Annotated in this window: 19 protein-coding genes; 3 read left to right on the top strand and 16 right to left on the bottom strand. The window is 41.5% G+C overall.

Annotation, left to right across the window (positions count from 1 at the left end; translation table 11 throughout):
* Window positions 1-228: 228 nt before the first annotated feature.
* The gene (locus LI126_RS00550) at window positions 229-1,560 is read right to left on the bottom strand and encodes a substrate-binding domain-containing protein (RefSeq protein WP_227164615.1); all 1,332 of its coding nucleotides are present in this window, start codon (window positions 1,558-1,560) and stop codon (window positions 229-231) included.
* A gap of 311 nt (window positions 1,561-1,871) precedes the next feature.
* Here LI126_RS00550 and LI126_RS00545 point away from each other — a divergent pair, with 311 nt between their 5' ends.
* Both LI126_RS00545 and LI126_RS00540 read left to right on the top strand, forming a co-directional pair.
* Window positions 1,872-2,042 carry a DUF362 domain-containing protein gene (locus tag LI126_RS00545; protein ID WP_015527524.1) on the top strand — a complete coding sequence of 57 codons (171 nt, stop codon included), beginning with the start codon at window positions 1,872-1,874 and terminating at the stop codon, window positions 2,040-2,042.
* 239 nt (window positions 2,043-2,281) lie between these two features.
* Entirely contained in the window at window positions 2,282-2,899 is a 618-nt protein-coding gene (locus LI126_RS00540) for a helix-turn-helix domain-containing protein (RefSeq protein WP_227164614.1), read from the top strand.
* Window positions 2,900-3,005: 106 nt separating this feature from the next.
* Here the strand turns inward: LI126_RS00540 and dnaB are convergent, their stop codons facing one another.
* From dnaB to nagA, 13 genes are all read right to left on the bottom strand, one after another.
* The gene (dnaB, locus tag LI126_RS00535; RefSeq protein ID WP_227164613.1) at window positions 3,006-4,361 is read right to left on the bottom strand and encodes a replicative DNA helicase; all 1,356 of its coding nucleotides are present in this window, start codon (window positions 4,359-4,361) and stop codon (window positions 3,006-3,008) included.
* A 15-nt stretch (window positions 4,362-4,376) separates the two neighbouring features.
* Window positions 4,377-4,826 (bottom strand): 50S ribosomal protein L9, encoded by a 450-nt coding sequence (gene rplI, locus LI126_RS00530; RefSeq protein ID WP_144367483.1) that lies wholly within the window; start codon window positions 4,824-4,826, stop codon window positions 4,377-4,379.
* 2 nt (window positions 4,827-4,828) lie between these two features.
* Window positions 4,829-6,874, bottom strand: coding sequence for a DHH family phosphoesterase (locus tag LI126_RS00525; protein ID WP_054752773.1), 2,046 nt, complete (start codon window positions 6,872-6,874; stop codon window positions 4,829-4,831).
* 205 nt (window positions 6,875-7,079) lie between these two features.
* The gene (rpsR, locus tag LI126_RS00520; protein WP_015527519.1) at window positions 7,080-7,346 is read right to left on the bottom strand and encodes a 30S ribosomal protein S18; all 267 of its coding nucleotides are present in this window, start codon (window positions 7,344-7,346) and stop codon (window positions 7,080-7,082) included.
* Between the two features lie 21 nt (window positions 7,347-7,367).
* Complete coding sequence (locus LI126_RS00515) at window positions 7,368-7,814, bottom strand: single-stranded DNA-binding protein (protein ID WP_015527518.1); 447 nt, start codon at window positions 7,812-7,814, stop codon at window positions 7,368-7,370.
* 16 nt (window positions 7,815-7,830) lie between these two features.
* Window positions 7,831-8,118 carry a 30S ribosomal protein S6 gene (gene rpsF / locus LI126_RS00510; RefSeq protein WP_015527517.1) on the bottom strand — a complete coding sequence of 96 codons (288 nt, stop codon included), beginning with the start codon at window positions 8,116-8,118 and terminating at the stop codon, window positions 7,831-7,833.
* A 127-nt stretch (window positions 8,119-8,245) separates the two neighbouring features.
* Window positions 8,246-8,434: a DUF951 domain-containing protein gene (locus LI126_RS00505; protein ID WP_015527516.1), complete on the bottom strand. Its 189-nt coding sequence runs from the start codon at window positions 8,432-8,434 to the stop codon at window positions 8,246-8,248.
* Window position 8,435: 1 nt separating this feature from the next.
* A complete protein-coding gene (gene srtB / locus LI126_RS00500; protein ID WP_055163244.1) occupies window positions 8,436-9,284 on the bottom strand; it encodes a class B sortase in 849 nt (282 codons plus the stop codon).
* 21 nt (window positions 9,285-9,305) lie between these two features.
* Window positions 9,306-9,941, bottom strand: a complete 636-nt coding sequence (locus tag LI126_RS00495; protein WP_054752766.1) for a lactate utilization protein — start codon at window positions 9,939-9,941, stop codon at window positions 9,306-9,308.
* A 211-nt stretch (window positions 9,942-10,152) separates the two neighbouring features.
* The gene (locus tag LI126_RS00490) at window positions 10,153-11,040 is read right to left on the bottom strand and encodes a Cof-type HAD-IIB family hydrolase (protein WP_020437016.1); all 888 of its coding nucleotides are present in this window, start codon (window positions 11,038-11,040) and stop codon (window positions 10,153-10,155) included.
* Window positions 11,041-11,147: 107 nt separating this feature from the next.
* Window positions 11,148-11,897: a copper homeostasis protein CutC gene (locus tag LI126_RS00485; RefSeq protein ID WP_227164612.1), complete on the bottom strand. Its 750-nt coding sequence runs from the start codon at window positions 11,895-11,897 to the stop codon at window positions 11,148-11,150.
* A gap of 307 nt (window positions 11,898-12,204) precedes the next feature.
* Entirely contained in the window at window positions 12,205-12,930 is a 726-nt protein-coding gene (nagB, locus tag LI126_RS00480; protein ID WP_020437018.1) for a glucosamine-6-phosphate deaminase, read from the bottom strand.
* A 122-nt stretch (window positions 12,931-13,052) separates the two neighbouring features.
* On the bottom strand, window positions 13,053-14,177 hold the full coding sequence (gene nagA, locus LI126_RS00475; RefSeq protein WP_227164611.1) for an N-acetylglucosamine-6-phosphate deacetylase: 1,125 nt from the start codon (window positions 14,175-14,177) through the stop codon (window positions 13,053-13,055).
* Between the two features lie 393 nt (window positions 14,178-14,570).
* On the opposite strand from nagA, the gene LI126_RS00470 reads away from it, so the two are divergent.
* Window positions 14,571-16,091: a sodium/proline symporter gene (locus LI126_RS00470; RefSeq protein WP_055173488.1), complete on the top strand. Its 1,521-nt coding sequence runs from the start codon at window positions 14,571-14,573 to the stop codon at window positions 16,089-16,091.
* 157 nt (window positions 16,092-16,248) lie between these two features.
* On the opposite strand, the gene LI126_RS00465 is transcribed toward LI126_RS00470, so the two are convergent.
* Both LI126_RS00465 and LI126_RS00460 read right to left on the bottom strand, forming a co-directional pair.
* On the bottom strand, window positions 16,249-16,701 hold the full coding sequence (locus LI126_RS00465) for an Hsp20/alpha crystallin family protein (protein ID WP_055173490.1): 453 nt from the start codon (window positions 16,699-16,701) through the stop codon (window positions 16,249-16,251).
* 367 nt (window positions 16,702-17,068) lie between these two features.
* Window positions 17,069-18,292: a tyrosine-type recombinase/integrase gene (locus LI126_RS00460; RefSeq protein ID WP_118699097.1), complete on the bottom strand. Its 1,224-nt coding sequence runs from the start codon at window positions 18,290-18,292 to the stop codon at window positions 17,069-17,071.
* Window positions 18,293-18,412: the final 120 nt, after the last annotated feature.

Below are 18,412 nucleotides of genomic sequence, written 5' to 3'. Positions count from 1 at the left end.
CTTACGCCTGCGGCGGTCGCTTGCGACACCTACCTTGTACGCCGCAGTGCGCATCCTGAGCGGAGCGTTTTTTTTTATTAGGAAAGGACTTTCCTAATATAAAATAAAAAACATCAGGATTTTATTACTTCTATATTTCTGAATTTCAGAATGAAGTATAAAACCTGATGTTTTTATTTTACCTGACAAGCTCTTTTCTTTTATGAAATTGTTCGACTTATTTTCAACTTATTCGTAAAGGAACGGTGTTATCGTATCGTCATTCATATTGTCTGCTGTCACCCACACATATCCTGTGTTGACCTCAGCTTCATTTCCAATCTCAAGAACTGTACGTGCCGCTGCAACTACTGTCGCATATCCCATTCCAAAAGGATTCTGCACAATAAGTCCATCCACCTTTCCATCTTTCAATGCATTAACCTGCTCTTTTCCTGCATCAAACCCCACTAATGTAATATGTTTTTCTGCATCAAGCTGATCCATCGTCTTAATTGCAAGCTGGGTTACTGTCTCGTTCGTAGCAATACATCCTTTTAAATCAGGATGTTTCTCCATATAATATCGAATTGCATCTTCATCACTCATCTTTGCCGCGCCATCGTTGACCTGCTGCATCTTCTCGGACAATTCATTGTCCGCTTCCTGTGCTGTCTCATTCGCACTTTCGTCTGCTGATGAAGAATCCGCATTCGATGCTGCATCTGCAATTGTCTCGGAAGCATCACCTGTTCCTGTTGTCTCTTCCTTCTTTTCTCCTGCTTCTGCGGCTGCCAGTTCTTCTGGTGTTACCCCGACCTGTTCAGCTACAATCTGTTTCTTCAACATTTCCAGCTGATCCAGATAAATTGTCTCTGTAACAGTCACATTCGGATGATTTGCTGCAAGTTCATTTTTGATTCCTGCCTCACGCTCTTTCGCCGTATCTGATACTGTATCATGCACAAGCAACAGAATCTCCCCACTGTCACCGATCTTCTCACAGAAATTCTTTGTTCCTGTTGTTGCCGCTTCTATATTATTCGTTTTGCAAGTACTTTGGATATTCTGATAGCTGTTTCCTGAATCAAATGCTACGATCGGAATTCCATTCTCAATCGCAAGATCAAACTGGACGGAGCATGCGCTTGCATCTACACTGGAAATTGCGATCACATCCGGATAACGTGCAAGCTCTTCATCCAGAATATTCACCTGCTGATCGATATTATCATTCTCATCCGGTGCACTGTATAATACTTTCACCTTGTCATTTCCGGAATAGCCAAGTGCTGTATTCAAGTCAGTTGCTGCCTGCTCTACCCCTGCCTTTACCTGATTCCAATATGGTGTTGAAGATCCCCTTCCGATTACAGAAATATAAGTTCCAGGTTCCAGATCCAGATTGTCTGCCGATGCATATGCAGAAGATTTAATTGCATCCAGATTCGCCTGATATATCGGTGCTTCTGTCTTATCCCCTGTAAAAACCGGATCATCTGCCTTCTTTCCGCAGCCGGCTGCAAGTACCGTCATACAAAGTGCTGCCGCAATCGCTGCTCTTACATTTCGTTTCCGCATAACTTTCTCCTTCTTTTCATTTACACAATTTTATCTCTATGTTTTCTACTTTTTAACTCTCAATCCATTATGATACACGAATCCTTGAAAAATGGAAGAGATAATTTCTTAAAATCTCGTGAATTTTCGTTTTTTTACTAATTTAGTATAGAAATCTTCTATTTTCCACGTTCACAAGTTCTATAATACTAACTTATGAATTACTCAAATAAATACATCAGGAACTCTTGTATATTTCCCCGTCTTGTATTAAAATGAGGATAACGAAAAGGGAAAAACCTATCGTAATCCAAAAAAGGAGGGTACATACAATGGCACACGTAATTAGTGATGAATGTGTAAGCTGTGGTACTTGCGAAGGCGAATGTCCAGTAGGCGCTATTTCTGAAGGAGATGGCAAATATGAGATCGATGCTGATGCTTGTGTAGATTGCGGAGCTTGTGAGGCTGCTTGTCCTACAGGCGCTATCTCTGAAGCATAATTTATAAGCGCTAAGTGATCACAAAACGCAGAAGTCCTGCTCGTCTGATTGATTCAGATGCGGCAGGATTTCTTTTTTTACAACTTTTTTCCTTGTATTCCATACCTTTCTTCAATTACCATTTTTTGCCATAATTTGACGAACGATTAGCACTTCTTTCATAATTTCTCTATGCTATAATAAATGTAGCGAAATCAGAACAGTAATCGCAATGATTCTAACAGGAGGATAGAAAATCAATGGGTGAAGTCAGATTTATGATCTCTGAAGCCGCCAAGAAAGTTCAGGTAGAATCCCATGTCTTAAGGTACTGGGAAGAGGAACTTCATATTCCGATCGGCCGCACAGAGATGGGACATCGATATTATACCCAGGATGATATCCAGCTCTTTTGCTGTATTAAAAAACTTAAGAATGAAGGGGTTCTGCTTCGCGATCTGAAGCCATTGATCCCAGAGTTGAAATCTACACGTCAGATAATGAGACACACTGAAAACAAGGAAAAGAATGCCCTTACCAAAACACCCGCACCTGACCTGACATCTGAGTGCAAACCGGCCACTACCACTACTCCGGTCGAAGTCATCACAAAGACTCAGCTGGAACATGTACGTTCACTCATCGGAGAAGTGCTGACTGAAGTCGTTACTGAAAATAACAAAGCATTAGAAAAAGAAATCAGCACTCAAGTCACCGCAGATGTCATACGTGAGATGGATTTTCTTTTCCAGGCAAAAGAACGGCAGGAAGAAGAACATTTCCGTAAACTGGACAGCCTGATTCGCCAGCAACAGGCGACCCGAAGAGAAAGTGTGAAGAATAGTCCGGTACTGAGATTCAAAAAAAGATTTACATAGCATTTCTGCGATTTCTAATTGCACACTGCACATACCGGTAGATTTATTGGATTTGTATACCGAAAAAAGACAGGCGCTCTCCAACAAGTGCCTGTCCTTTTCTTTTTTATATCTCCTGATCCTGCTGACGCAGCTCGTTTCCAAAACGAGTGTACTGTGGCATCCACGCAAGACGCACTGTACCGATCGGGCCGTTTCTTTGTTTTGCGATAATAATTTCTGCAATGTTCTTATCTTCCGTGTCAGGATTATAATAATCATCACGATAGATAAACATACAGACATCGGCATCCTGCTCGATTGCTCCGGACTCTCGGAGGTCTGAAAGCATCGGACGCTTATCTGTTCTCTGCTCAACCGCACGGCTCAGCTGTGACAGTGCAAGCACCGGCACATTCAATTCTCTGGCAAGACCTTTCAAAGAACGTGAGATCTCAGAAATCTCCTGCTGACGGCTCTCATTCTTTCTTGAATTGCTTCCACTCATCAACTGTAAGTAGTCGATAATGATCAGGTCAAGTCCCATCTCCAGCTTGTATTTTCTACACTTTGAGCGCATCTCTGAAATCGTAATACCTGACGTATCATCAATGATCATTCTTGATGATCCTATTGTTCCGGCTCCTTCGATCAACTTCTCCCAATCCGTATCTGACAGATTACCGGTTCTTAGTATCTGTGCATCCACATGAGACTCCAATGAGAACAGACGGTTTACCAACTGCTCTTTGGACATCTCAAGACTGAAGATTGCTACTGCTTTATTCTGACGAAATGCCACATGCTGTGCGATATTCAATACAAACGCGGTCTTACCCATAGAAGGACGGGCTGCGATCAGTACAAGGTCTGAGCGCTGCAGACCGGACAACTTATAATCAAGATCAATGAATCCTGTCGGAATTCCTGTTACTGTTCCTTTTGTCTTAGACGCACGCTCGATTACATCCAATGCATTGAGTACAACCTGCTTGATCGGTACATACTCTTCTGAATTCCCAGTCTCTGCAAGTGCAAAAACCTGCTTCTGTGCATCTTCCAGAATCTCCTCTAATGGCTGATTCTGCAGATAACAGGCATTTGCCGTCTCTTCATTTACTTTGATCAGGCGACGCATGATTGATTTTTCACGTACAATTTCAGCATAGCTTTTGATATTCGCAGAAGTCTGTGTTCCCATCAGCAAATCTCTTGCAAACTCCATGCTACTGATCTCTGGCGGGACATCCTTTTCTTTCAGATATTCCTGCAAGGTGATCAGATCGACCGGTTTTCCCGCATGAAACAGTTCCACCATAGCATTAAACAAGATTCCATATGCTGTCTGATAAAAATCATCCCCTGATAATATCTCGGAGGCCACCGTGATGGCCTCCTTGTTCATCAGCATCGCACCGAGCACTGCCTGCTCTGCCTCCGCACTATGCGGAGGAATTCGTTTCATTGCTGCTTCCATATCCATAAAGATTTCGTCTCCTTATGCTTCTTCCTGTACAACTACTTTCAGTTCTGCTGTAACCTGTGGATGAAGCTTTACAGACACGTTGTGTGTTCCGAGTGTCTTGATTGCTTCTTTTAACTGGATCTTCTTTTTATCAACATCAAGATTCAACTGTGCTTTTACTTCCTCTGCAATCTCTTTGCTTGATACAGAACCGAAAGTTCTTCCGCCTTCTCCAACTTTGATGTGTGTTACAATTTTAGCTTCTGCGATCTTAGCTGCAAGTTCTTTCGCTGCCTCCAGGTTCTCCTCCGCAACTTTTTTCTCGTTATTCTTCTGAAGCTTCAGATCATTCAGATTCTTTCCTGTTGCTTCCAGTCCAAGCTTCTTTGGAAGGATAAAGTTTCTTGCATATCCATCATTTACGTTTACGATCTCTCCTTTTTTTCCAAGAGATTTTACATCCTGTAATAAAATAACTTTCATTGTCAAATATCTCCTTCTTCTATCATTTTATCAATAGTCTCTTTCAATGCACTGACTGCTTCATGCATATTCGTGTGGTCAAACTGTGCTCCCGCAGAATTAATATGACCGCCTCCACCGAGCTTCTCCGCGATAATCTGAACATTCACTTCATCAATGGAACGCGCACTCATATAAATCTTATTTTCATATTCTGTCAATACAAAAGATGCCTTTATTCCGCTAATATCCAGCAATTCATTCGCCGCTTGTGCTGCAAGCACTGTAGGACTGTCAATATCGCTTGGACATACTGCAATCGCATACTCCTTACGATAAACTTCTGCATTGCGGACTGCCTCAGCCTTTGCCTGATAAGATGCCATATCATCACGGAACATCTTACGTACTCGTGTAATATCTGCACCACATCTTCTCAAAAATGCTGCTGCTTCAAAGGTTCTCACACCTGTACGGTTCATAAAGTTTCTCGTATCGATCATAATTCCGGCATACATGCACTCTGCTTCAAGTGCCGGGAATTTGATGTCATCTACCATATACTGTAGAACTTCTGCGATCATCTCGCAAGTGGAAGAAGAATACGGCTCCACATAAGAAAGTACCGCGTTCTCAATAATATTACTACTCTGCCTGTGATGATCAAGCACTGCAATCATCTTTGATTTCTTCAAGAGTTCCGGACACTCTGTCATCTGTGGCTTGTTCGTATCTACTACAATGACCATTGCATTGTCATCCACATAATCCAATGCCTGTTCTGACGTAATAAAAATATCATCCTCATATGCAGGGCTCTCCAGAATCTCATCGTACAACGGACGAACAGATCCTGTAACTTCATTGATCACAATATGTGCCTTTTTCTCCAGACTTACTGCAGCACGGTAAATACCCATACATGCACCAAAAGAATCCGGATCAGCAATCTTATGACCCATAACAATAACTTTGTCTCTGGTCACAATAAACTCTCGAAGTGCCTCAGCCTTAACACGCGCCTTCACTCGTGTATTCTTCGCTGTCTGCTCCTTCTTACCACCAAAATAAGTTATTCCGTTACAATCCTTAATAACTGCCTGATCTCCGCCTCTGGCAAGTGCAAGATCGATTGCCACACGCGCATACTGGTAGCTCAACGCATACGTTGCCGTATTCAATCCCAAACCAATACTCAGTGTTGCTGATCTTGAATTACCGATATTAACCTGTTTTACCTCTTCCAAAAGAGAAAACTTGTCTTCTTTCAGTTTTTTATAAGCATCCTTTCGAAGTACGATAAAGTATTTATCCTTCTCCAGTTTCTTTACGATACCATCTACATCTCCGATATACTTATTGATCTTACGGTCGATCAATGCCACAAGAAGGGATTGTCTGACTTCCTCAACACTCTCCATAACTTCATCATAGTTATCAATATAAATCAATCCGGCAATCATTCGCTGATCTTCGTTCTCTCGGATGTAGGCATTCAGTTCTGTTACATCTCTTAAAGAAACTGCAACAAAATATTCCTGCTCTTCCGGAATCTGAAGCAACTCTTCTTTCTCACTGAATCCCTCCAATGATACTTTTCGAAGCTCTGCCTGATAACTTCTTTCACGATAAGTTACTTCCAATTCTACATGATCCACATCATTTTTTGGAAACACACCCGGATGTAATTCTGGAATCATACGGTTCAGATAACGTTCTTTTCTCTGACCCTCTGTCAGATTCAAAAAGCAATCATTCTTCCACAGAATCCTCCCATCCTCCAGCGCAATCGCATAGGGAATTGCCAGTTCTTTGAGCAACCGGTTTTCAATACCTTTATACTGTACTGAAAACTGGATCAGATCTGCCAGGATCAAAGATCTGTTATAGAAATACAGCGAAAAAGCGATTCCTACATATATAATTATGATCACTGACATCAAAAGTCCGGCTTTCTTGTCCACCATGTACATCCATACATCCATGCCAATCAAGAGAAGTGTCATGATCAGCGGCCATCGCATGTACATTCTGAGCTGTCCCTTCAGCTGCATTTTATTCCTTTTCATAACTAATACCTCACCTGGGACTACTATCAATCACCATCATCTGTGACTAATTACAATATAGCTAATCTATTATAGCATCTTTTCCCCTAAGATGCTATAGGTTGTATTATGCAAAAAACACGCAAAAATGAATTAGAAAAAGCAAAAAGATCGAATTTCTGAATTTCTCCAAAAATTCGATCTTGCTATTAGCTAATTATCTCAATTAGTCCTGAACGTAAGGCATAAGAGAAATGTGTCTAGCTCTCTTGATTGCTACTGTAAGAGCTCTCTGGTGCTTAGCACAGTTTCCTGTAATTCTTCTAGGAAGAATTTTTCCTCTTTCAGAAACATATTTTTTTAATTTTGCAACGTCCTTGTAATCGATTTCGTTGTTCTCTTTACCACAGAACACGCAAACTTTTTTTCTTCTACGAGCTGGGCCTCTTCTTTTGAATCCACCCTCTGGTCTGCTTCCTTTTTCGTAAGCCATGATGGTTATCTCCTTTCCGACTTAGTTAAACGGTAACTCCTCATCGATACCATCCGGGATATTCATGAAGCCATCACCTGCATCTGCGCTAGGTGCCGGACTCGGTGCAGACTGACGCTGGAAACTTGCTCTGTTAGCTTCTGCCTCGGCTCTGCTCTCTGCAAACTCCTGCTCTTCCACGATCACTTCTGTTGTGTATACTTTCACACCATCTTTGTTCGTGTAGCTTCCTGTCTGGATACGTCCGGAAATAGAGACACGCATTCCCTGATGGAAATACTTCTCAGCAAACTCTGCGGAACGTCCGAATATAACACACGGAATAAAATCCGCTGTCGGCTCGCCGTCTCTTCTGAATCTGCGATCTACAGCAAGTGTATATCTTGCAACCGCTGTAGCATTGTCTCCCTGTGAATATCTCACTTCTGGGTCTCTTGTTAACCGTCCTACTAAAACTACTTTATTCATATATACCTCTTTCCGCTTATGCTTCCTGTTTCACGCATAAATATCTGAGTACATTGTCCATAATGCGGATACGCTGCTCTACTTCAGCTGGAACTGTACTTTCAGCCTCGAAGTGGATGAAGTAATAAAATCCTTCTTTCATTTTCTGGATCTCGTAAGCGAATCTTCTCTTGCCCCACTCATCAACGTCTGTTACATTACCGCCGAAACGAGTGATCATTGCTTTCACTTTCTCGATTACTTCTGCTCTTGCTTCGTCTTCGAGTTTTGCGCTTACAACAACAGCTAATTCATACTTATTCATCTTATTTTACCTCCTTATGGTCTCTTGGCCCCCGGTTCCTCCCGGGAACAAGGAAATTGAATGACTGATTGGAATTGTTCCATCAGCATGTCACAGTTTCTTATAATACCATAAAGAATTTATTGTTTCAAGCCTTTTTTGTAATTTGTCTTGTATTTTTTTCTACCAATTTTCTTGGCACCATAATCTGGTGCCCGCAGCCCATACATTTGAGACGGAAATCCGCTCCGACCCGGAGAATCTCCCACTCCTGACTTCCGCATGGATGCGGTTTCTTCATCTTAATAATGTCGCCTACATCAAATCTGTCTGCCATTCTAATTTTCTCCTCCGTCTGTCGCTGTCAACACTCCCTGCAAAAGGAATCTCTCATCTTCTCTTACATTGGTACAAGTTGAAAGACTGACAATCTGAGACTGCGCATTCACTTCTGTTCCTGTGTCATATGCTGAATCTTCTTTACACATTTTCAAATAACTCTCAAACGCTTCGTCTGTCGCATAAGTCAGATTATACTGATCTGCAGTATCCTTCACGACAGCTGCTGAAAACACGGTATAAGTCCTTGTTTTTCCATCCGGTGTATAAATATAGAAATTCGGATGTTCTTTATAGAAAGATTCTTCCTCATACTCTTTCAGCTGCGAAAACATTTCTCCGCCAACTTTCAGGTTATGTCCATAAATCATTGTATTTCTATCTGAAAAATCACTCTTATTTTTCATGTCCATGAAAATTGCACCCAGTTTATTATCATTTGCGGAAAACGTCTTTGTCAGATATTCTTTGTTATCTGCACTTTTTACAACCGGATAACTGATGATTGATGGTTCATCAAACCGGATCCAGGCTACCGTATCTGGATTTTCCTGCAAAAGCACATCAAAATCTACTTTAAATGTGTCTCCCGATACATCTCCCGGATCATCTGTTTGCTCCTGTACAGTGATTGCTTTATTTTTGAGCTTATCATACTCTTTTCCACCAGAATAATATGGCACCATTGTGCGTACCAGCTGATAAAGCGAAAATGCAAAAACACAGACTGCCACAACCAGGACCACCATTGTTACTTTGTCAAATAAACCGCTTTTTTTCTTTTGTCTGCTTCGTTTCTGTCGCTTTTCTAATCTGTGGCGCACCGGCTTCTTTCTATTTTTTCCCATTCTTTTTCCCTTCTCCGGCTACTAGAAACCAAGATTCTCATCTACAAGAATAATTTTGAAACGACCTTTCTGACGGCTGAATCTTGTTACCAGAATCTGACAACAGATACATTCCGGGCTCTTGCAGTCAAAGCAGCTTCCAGCCTTGGAACATGGTGTATCAATTCCAAAACGCTGTGCATTTACAGGTGCAGCTTCATTTCTTGCCCTGCTCATTGCATCTTCCTGTGTCTTTACAACTTTGTTCATACCAACAATTAGAAGTACATTCTTTGGTCCAAATGCATATGCTGCTACACGGTTTGCATTTCCGTCAATATTGATGAACACTCCATCTTCACTCATCGCATTCACACTTCCAAGAAACCAGTCACAGGAAAATGCTGCTCTCGCGATTTCCTGCTTCTCTTCCGGTGTAGCTGCTTTATCTCTGTCACAGAAATTATAGTTTCCGGATTTTATCGCATCAATCAGACCGCATTCGTGTACGGAAGAGGCACCTCCCATATTGATCGTACTTCCTTCCGGAATCCACTCCAGTGCTTTCTGCACTGCTTCTTCCTTTGTCTCAGCATAATAAGCATCCATATTTCTGGATTCAAGTGCTTTCACCACACGTTCTCCAAGTACTTTGTTTCTTTTCTGTCTTACATCCATCTTAATTGCCTCGCTTTTATTTTGTGTTATCAACATGCATTTTCATTTTTTGAAAAGTTATTCACAATTTGAGTAACTGTTCAGAGCCAAGCAAAATTTCAAAAAACAGGTGTAAAATGCTTGCATTTTTAAGACTGTTTTTTGAAATTTTATTTGGCGGATACGCCACACCGACGAAATGCGTAGCATTTTGGAGGTTGGCTCTGAACAGTTACCAATTTGAATTGATTTTCCCCTGCTTTTTCAACAGTTCATGAATGGTATATGCCACCCCTAAGTCTTCATTTGACTTTGTAACATATTTTGAAACCCGCTTCACTTCCTCATCTGCATTTTCCATCGCGACAGTTGCGCCAAAATCCATAGACAACATAGAGTAATCGTTCAGGCTGTCTCCAAACACCATCACTTCCTCTTTTGTATAACCTAAAGATTCAATATATTCCTGAATCGCAGGTCCTTTCTCCGCTCCTTTTACCGTGATTTCCAGATTATTATAGAAGGAAGACGCAACTGCGAGTTCCGGATTCTGCATCAGTCTGCGCTTGATCTTATCAAGCATCTCCAGATCGCCTGTAAAAAGGAAAATCTTATGGATCATAATTCCCTGTTTCTCTAATTCGTCCACAGAATCGATTCGTCTTGAACTTGCCTTCACTCGCTTATAAAGTTCTGACTGCTCTATTTGGTCTCTGCACTCAGATAAATGGAACAGCTGAATCTGACGAACAATACTCTCCTCTACTTCCTCCGGTGTTCCCACACGATACTCATAAGGTCCGGCGCAATACAATACCGAGATTGGATATTCTTCCAATACCTTTGCCACCTCATTGCAAACCTCATATGTAAATCCTATGCTTTTTAGAATTTCACCCTTTGGGTTGCGTATCTCTGCGCCTGAGCCCACAATGAAATCACAGCCAAGATCCAGACCTTTTAATTCTTCCATTGCTCCATTATAACTTCTTCCGGTTGCTATCATAAAGCGGATTCCCGCCGCCTGTGCTTCACGGATTGCTTCTACTGTCTCCGGTGCTACTTTATGATTGTCTCCAAGAAGTGTTCCATCCATATCACTTGCTATTACTTTTATCATAATCCGCTTTCTCCTGTTAAAATTTTCTTGTCTTATAAATATATTTTTTGCCTTTGCCTATGAGTATAACTGTTTTTGTGAAGCTGTGCAAGACACGTCTGTTGAAGTTAACCTGTTGTTTTTAAAACCTTTACTGCTTTCACGATTTCTTCTTCCGAAGTCTGCCAGAGCGCATAATCTCCACGCTCTGACAATCCAAGTCCTATTCCTTCTTTTCTATATTCCATCGCACTGTCCACTACGATTTTTCCAGACATATGATAAGAAGTAATTCCAGTATATGGAAGAAGCTTTTCTATTGATTTTGCACCAATCCCACTTGCCGCAAGGATCTCAATCCTTCCTGCGCTTTTCTCCTGAAGTGCTTTCAGCATCTCTTTTCCTTCCCACGCAGTTTCTTTCTGTCCACTTGTCAGAATCGTATCAAATCCAAGTTCAATGGCTTCTTCGAGTGCTTTCATTGGATCTATACAAACATCAAATGCACGGTGAAGCGCTTTCTCTTTATTTCCTGCTGCCTTGATAAGTTCTGCCATTCGCTCTGTATCCAATGTACCATCCGGATTGAGCATTCCGATGACAACTCCATCAGCTCCCATCTCACAGTACATCTGAACTTCCTCTTTTAGCTGTTCAAATTCATATTGGTTATAGCAATAATCTCCATATCTCGGACGAAGAAGAACTCTCGTCTTGATGTCTGTATATTTCTTGACAAGGTCAAATAATGCCTTTCCCGGAGTAAGTCCTCCGATCACAAGATTGCTGCATAATTCGATTCGGTCTGCGCCACCTTTCTGCGCATTGATCGCTGATTGTACACAATCTGTGCATGCTTCTAATATTATTGTTTTCATATGTTCTATTTTCCTTTAATAATTAAGAATTTGTAACTGTTCAGAGCCAAGCAAAATTTCAAAAAAAGGTGTAAAATGCTTGCATTTTTTAGACTGTTTTTGAAATTTTATTTGGCGGATACGCCACACCTCCGAAATGCATAGCATTTTGGAGGTTGGCTCTGAATAGTTACAAGAATTTTATATATTAGAAGAAGCTGCCGTTGGCAGCTTCTTCATGGTTCTTATCGTTTACTAAGAAGTCTCTCTAGACACAAGCTACTATAAGCTTTAACCGTATGTCAGTTGATAACCTCTTGCAGGCATTTTACAGGTACTTTGCTGCCTCTTCATCACAGATCACTGTTACATGTGGATGGAACTGTAAGATACTTCCAGGTACCTTTGGTGTAACCGGTCCGTTTACTACTTCTTTCAGGATCTCTGCTTTATTCTCTCCGTTTACAAGAAGTACGATCTTCTTTGCACGCATAATTGTTCCGATTCCCATAGAAACAGCTTTTCTCGGCACATCTTCTTTCTTCTCAAAGAAACGCTTATTCGCTTCAATTGTGCTGTCTGTCAGGTCGATCTCACCTGTTACTTTTGTAAACTCATCTGCCGGCTCGTTGAATCCGATATGTCCATTGCATCCAAGTCCAAGCAGCTGGATTTCTACCTGTCCTGTCTTTGCCATCAGTTCTTCGTAAGCTTTTCCTGCCTCTCCAGCTTCAAATCCAACCCCATCCGGTACATGTACATTCTCTTTGTTGATATTTACATGATTGAAAAGATTGTCATTCATGAAATAATGATAGCTCTGATCATGCTCCGGTGCCAGTCCAATATACTCGTCAAGGTTGAATGTAGTAACCTGAGAGAAATCAAGATCTCCAGCCTCATACATTTTAACAAGCTCTTTGTACAGACCAACCGGTGTAGATCCTGTTGCCATACCAAGGATTGTTTTCGGATTCTCCATAATCTCTGCTGCAAACAGTGTTGCTGCTGCCTTGCTCATCTCTTCATAATTCTTCTTTACAATTACTTCCATGTTTAATACCCTCTCATTTCATTATATTTATATCGAGTGCTTTGGAAGCCACCCCATATTTTCATAGATCAAATCTATTTGCTTCCTGCTTCTGTAGATATATTTTATAACTTCCTAGTTCCTTATGCGAGTTTACCATAGCTGATTGTCTGTACTAAATCAAAGTCCTCATTTAATACGACCATGTCTGCATCTTTTCCTGCTGCAATAGCCCCCTTAGAATCAAGTCCGAACTCTTTCGCCTGATTTCCAGAGGTCATCTTTACTGCATCTTCAACTGTAGCACCTGTAAATTCCATAACATTCTTAAATGCCTGAATGTATGTAAGGATACTTCCTGCGATCGTTCCGTCTTCCAGTTTTGCCATACCATCTTTTACGATTACGACCTGTCCGCCCAGTTCGCTCTTTCCTTCCGGCATTCCTTTCGCACGCATGGAATCTGTGATCAGCTCGATTCCATCATACCCTCTTACTTTGCATGCGAGTTTCACCATATCCGGTACGATATGCTTTCCGTCACAGATTAGCTCTGCATGTACCCCTTCTGCCAACATACCATATCCTGTCACACCAGGCTCTCTGTGATTTAGTCCTCTCTGTGCATTGTAAAGATGAGTCACATGTGTTGCTCCGCTTGCATTCAATTCCCCGTATAATGCATTCGAATGTCCTGCGCTTAAGACAACTCCATTTTCCTTGCACCATGTCTCAAATGACGGATCAGCCTCTTCCGGCGCATAAGTAACAATACGCAGGAGACCGCCGCTGATCTCGTTCCATTTTGCCAGTGTTTTTTCATCCGGTTTCTTAATATAAGAAGGATCTTGTGCTCCCTTAAACACAGTTGAGATAAATGGTCCCTCTACGTGGATTCCTTTGATCACCGGGTTCTTCTGTGCCGCATCATGAATATTCTGCATTGCTTTCTCGATGTTCTCATAGGTCTGAGTCATAGTTGTACAGAAATAAGTTGTGATTCCCTCCTGCTTTGTCATCTGCTTAACCATCTCATCAATCTCATCCGGTGTAGCATCCATGTTATCTTTCCCATAACCACCATGACTATGAATGTCAATAAATCCAGGAACAACCCTTGTTCCTGCACAACTTACCTCAAGATCCCCTTCTTTCGGCTCGAACCCCGCCATATCACCGACTTCTTCAATCTTCTCATCAAAGCGGATATAGCCATTTTCGATTACACCGTTCCCAGTATAAATCTTCTTCTCCTTGATCAGTTTCATGTTGTTCTACCTCGTTTTCTACTTTTTAGAATACTGGTATCTGTGAAGATACTGAACAGATACGGATCTATTACTGTTCGCAGTTACCTACGAGCAGCAATAGAACTCTTACTTTTCTATTATCTCACAATACAAGGTGAGATTCCATCAATATTTCATAATTTATGAAAAAATCTCTGTCCGTTTCTACTAACCGCAGAACTATAAGAAACACCTGAAACAATAGTAGTTTCCCCCAAACTATTGACAATATCCGCCTAATTGCGGTAAATTAAATGTTATTGTGGGTTAAAAATGCCTTCAATTATGATACCTACGGATTGTATCTGTGCTACGCACTTTGACGATCCTGCCCGATATCATCATATCAATATAAGGAAAGGATAAAAAATTATGAATTGGGAAATCATTACTTTTATTGCGTATTTCGTCATTTTGCTTGGCGTAGCATTAGTATTTTACTTTAACGGTACCAATAAGAACTCTGAGGACTTCTTCCTTGGTGGAAGATCTATGGGACCATGGGTAACAGCACTGTCCGCACAAGCGTCCGATATGTCTGCGTGGCTGCTGATGGGACTTCCGGGATCGATCTTAGCTTTCGGTTTCGGACAGATGTGGATCGGTATCGGTCTTGCATTAGGAACAGCTGCTAACTGGATTCTGTGCGCAAAACGTCTGCGTACATTCTCTAAAGCTGCAGATGATGCAATCACATTACCACAGTATCTGACAAATCGTTTTGCAACAGACTCCAGATCACTGCAGTTGACATGTGCACTGATCTTCCTGTTTGCTTATACAATTTATGTAGCATCTGCACTGGTAGCCGGTACTTCTGTATTCACAACACTGTTCCCGACAGTTTCTCCTAAGATTGCTATGTTCGCATTCTTGCTGATCATTGTTGCCTACACATTCTTTGGTGGCTTTGCGGCAGTTTGCTGGACAGACTTTTTCCAAGGATTACTGATGATGCTTGCACTGATGCTTGTACCTCTCGTAGTCTGCATCGGTCACAGTGATCTGTTGGATCCTACTGCTCTTACTACAGTATATACGTATACTGATGCTGCTACAGGCGCTGTAACACAGTGTGCTTTCGGAGGCGGTATCTTTGATGCCAGCTGGCAGGATATCGTCAGCGGACTTGGCTGGGGGTTAGGATACTTCGGTATGCCACATATTCTGGTGCGTTTTATGTCTATCGAGAAACCATCCATGATCAAGAAATCTTCTATCGTAGCAATTGTATGGGTAATCATCTCACTGTTCTCTGCTGTCCTGATTGCTTACTTAGGCAGAATGGTTATGGGCGCTGAACTGCTCACTCAGGGAAATCAGAAACTTGTATTCATTGCTATGGCGCGAAGATTCTTCCCGGCAGGCATCTGTGGACTTCTGCTTGCAGCGATCATCGCCGCTTCGATCTCCACTGCAGACTCTCAGCTGTTGGTAGCATCCAGCTCCTTCACAGCAGATCTGTACAAGCCTTTCTTCAGAAAAAATGCTTCTGAAAAAGAGACGCTGATGGTTGGACGTATCCTCGTACTGATCCTCTCCCTGATTGCTTTTGGTATCGCAAACTCCAAGGGAAGTGGTGCTCAGGCTATCATGGATATGGTTGAAAATGCATGGGGCGCTTTCGGTGCTTCCTTTGGACCTACAATCCTGCTGTCTCTGTTCTGGAAACGCTTTAACTACCAGGGCGCTGTAGCAGGTGTAATCTCCGGATTCGTTGTAGATCTCGGATGGCTGCTCACAGGAATGACAGATGCCACAGGTATCTTCGAGATTGTCCCTGGATTCTTTGCAAGTCTTCTGATTGCTGTTATTGTAGCAAAGCTTACTGCTGAGCCAAATAAAAAAGCTGTTGAAATCTTCGACCAGGGAATCAAAGCGGAAACTGAATAAATTACAAATGTATTATAAAGTCAAAAAATCAGTCGTAAATATTTACGGCTGATTTTTTGTGCATTTATGATTCATATTTATCTTATTTATATACAAAAAGAAGGGGCTTACATAAGCCCCTTCGACATTTGACACCTGACTCACATCAGTGTTCAAATCATCCTTCAATTGCGATTGTTTTCTTTGTCTCAACTGGTTTTGCCTCTTTCTTCGGCACTGACAGTCTCAGAATACCATTCTCGTATTTTGCTTTGATATCTTCCTGTGTAAGGTTCTCACCTACATAGAAGCTTCTCTGCATTGCTCCGGCATAACGCTCCTTACGGATGTATTTACCTTTCTTGTCTTCCTCATCCTTATCAAGACCCTTAGCAGCTGATACGGTCAAATAACCATTCTCAAGCTCAATGCTAATCTCATCTTTCTTGAATCCAGGAAGATCGATATCTACTTCATATCCTGCGTCATGCTCACGGATATCTGTCTTCATCATGTTCTTAGCGTGTTTACCGTATAACGGATTCTTCTTTCCCCAGAAATCCTGCTCAAATGGGAAGTTCATCCAATCATCATCAAATAAGTTTTCTCCAAAAATACTAGGCATCATCATAAGTCATTTCTCCTTTCAATGCTAACTAACTTTGTTGCCTTTTGTGAGAAGATCTCACAATTTATATAAGCTGCTTTCGCAGTTGTTGTCAGAACATCCGGAGGATTCAGAAGTTCATTTCTTTTCTTTTTTCTCTGTCTTCCTTTGTTCTACTTATTATATAGCACGCGGTTTTTAGCCATGTCAAGAGGTGAGTGCTAATTATTTTGTGAAGATTTTGTGAAGCCTTGATTTTATGGGCTTCACAGGGATTTTTCACTTGCTTTCGCACTCGATTTTCTTGATTTGACCACATTTTTACGACAAATCTTTTGAAAAATATATTTGTCTGATTTTCTTACCACATTTTACGACAACGACATCTGGTTTATACCACAGCAGGTACAGTTTCCGGCAGGTTCATTTTAGACATCTCATTCTCCACGTGAGACTTCTCAGCAATATGATTATAGACATTCATTGTGATCTGTGCATCTGAATGGCCCATCACATACTGCATAACTTTGGGATTGACATTATTCTCACCCAGTCTAGTACATCCCGTATGACGAAGGGTATGCGATGAAATAGGAGGCATCAGCTCCGGCTCTCGCTTCTCTTCTTCTGCCAGTTTGCTTTCTTTTTTATTATAGGCATTGACAATATTTTTCAGAAAGCTGTTCACTCCCGCCGGCATGATCGGACGTCCATGCTTTGTATTGAAAATGAATCCACTGCGTCCACCGATCTCCACATTGCTCTGCAAACCAAGCATCAGGTTCAGCTCTCTCTGTTTACGGAACGCATCATATACCATCTGTGTCATAGGAATATCTCTGATTCCCGCATCCGTTTTGGTTTCTGAATCATGGAAACAATATCCGTCATCACCTTCATAATACACAAGCTGTCCACCTACATGGATCTCCCGGTTCTTCATATCCACATCTGACCAGGTTAAGCCGATGGTTTCACTCACTCTCAAGCAAGCCCCAAACATAACCTGCATCATTGGAAGATGAGGCTTATACACATTACTCTGTTCAACAAACTTCAGAAGTTTTTCCTGCTGTTCCAGTGTCAGTGCTTCCTTCTCTTTTGCCGGAGCCCCATAATCTCCAAGTGTTCCTGTTACCGGATTCTTACGGATAATCCCATCTTCCACTGCCAGTTCAAAACTGGGATTCAATAAGCCATAAAGACCTTTGATCGTACTGTGTGCCAGTCCTTCATCTGACAATGCGGAAAAGAACGTCCTTACATGTGATGTCTTGAAATCCACAACACGAATGTTTCCAAGAGTATTTCGTATCCGGTAATCCCACATACGGATATAATTCTTCTTCGTTCTTTCCTTGATATTCTTTGTTGCCATGTATCGCTCAAACAACGTATTCACAGTCAGCTTCTTGACTGATGCATCTGTAATAAGCAGATCATCCATATCCTTATTGATCTTCTTTTCCATTTCTCGTAAACTCGCCAAATCAGCTGCATAAACCGAATTACGCTTTCCGGTAATTTCATCTTTGTAGCGATACTCATAACGTCCATCAGGACGCTGGTATTCACCTGTTTTTAAATTTCTGCCTTTATTATCTTTTCTTGCCATATCAATCATTCCTTTCACTTCATTTTTCGTTATTCGGAATGATTTTTGTCCTGTCGGTATCAGTCATATACTGTCTGATATCTGCTCACAGATTAACATAATATTTTATGATTTCCAAGG

It is taken from the genome of Mediterraneibacter sp. 210702-DFI.5.30 (genome assembly GCF_020560115.1).
Lineage (GTDB): Bacteria > Bacillota > Clostridia > Lachnospirales > Lachnospiraceae > Mediterraneibacter > Mediterraneibacter faecis.
Note: the sequence above shows the minus strand (reverse complement) of the source record. Positions and strands in the feature narration are given on the sequence as shown.

Coding starts and splice junctions, on each gene's coding strand:
- LI126_RS00540 (WP_227164614.1), top strand. CDS start 2,282: ATGGGTGAAGTCAGATTTATGATCTCTGAAGCCGCCAAGAAAGTTCAG.
- LI126_RS00490 (WP_020437016.1), bottom strand. CDS start 11,040: ATGATAAAAGTAATAGCAAGTGATATGGATGGAACACTTCTTGGAGAC.
- LI126_RS00515 (WP_015527518.1), bottom strand. CDS start 7,814: ATGAATAAAGTAGTTTTAGTAGGACGGTTAACAAGAGACCCAGAAGTG.
- rpsF (WP_015527517.1), bottom strand. CDS start 8,118: ATGAATAAGTATGAATTAGCTGTTGTTGTAAGCGCAAAACTCGAAGAC.
- LI126_RS00465 (WP_055173490.1), bottom strand. CDS start 16,701: ATGATGATGCCTAGTATTTTTGGAGAAAACTTATTTGATGATGATTGG.
- LI126_RS00525 (WP_054752773.1), bottom strand. CDS start 6,874: ATGAAAAGGAATAAAATGCAGCTGAAGGGACAGCTCAGAATGTACATG.
- LI126_RS00495 (WP_054752766.1), bottom strand. CDS start 9,941: ATGGATGTAAGACAGAAAAGAAACAAAGTACTTGGAGAACGTGTGGTG.
- nagA (WP_227164611.1), bottom strand. CDS start 14,177: ATGAAACTGATCAAGGAGAAGAAGATTTATACTGGGAACGGTGTAATC.
- LI126_RS00460 (WP_118699097.1), bottom strand. CDS start 18,292: ATGGCAAGAAAAGATAATAAAGGCAGAAATTTAAAAACAGGTGAATAC.
- dnaB (WP_227164613.1), bottom strand. CDS start 4,361: ATGGATATGGAAGCAGCAATGAAACGAATTCCTCCGCATAGTGCGGAG.
- LI126_RS00545 (WP_015527524.1), top strand. CDS start 1,872: ATGGCACACGTAATTAGTGATGAATGTGTAAGCTGTGGTACTTGCGAA.
- LI126_RS00470 (WP_055173488.1), top strand. CDS start 14,571: ATGAATTGGGAAATCATTACTTTTATTGCGTATTTCGTCATTTTGCTT.
- LI126_RS00485 (WP_227164612.1), bottom strand. CDS start 11,897: ATGAAAACAATAATATTAGAAGCATGCACAGATTGTGTACAATCAGCG.
- nagB (WP_020437018.1), bottom strand. CDS start 12,930: ATGGAAGTAATTGTAAAGAAGAATTATGAAGAGATGAGCAAGGCAGCA.
- LI126_RS00550 (WP_227164615.1), bottom strand. CDS start 1,560: ATGCGGAAACGAAATGTAAGAGCAGCGATTGCGGCAGCACTTTGTATG.
- rplI (WP_144367483.1), bottom strand. CDS start 4,826: ATGAAAGTTATTTTATTACAGGATGTAAAATCTCTTGGAAAAAAAGGA.
- srtB (WP_055163244.1), bottom strand. CDS start 9,284: ATGGGAAAAAATAGAAAGAAGCCGGTGCGCCACAGATTAGAAAAGCGA.
- LI126_RS00505 (WP_015527516.1), bottom strand. CDS start 8,434: ATGGCAGACAGATTTGATGTAGGCGACATTATTAAGATGAAGAAACCG.
- rpsR (WP_015527519.1), bottom strand. CDS start 7,346: ATGGCTTACGAAAAAGGAAGCAGACCAGAGGGTGGATTCAAAAGAAGA.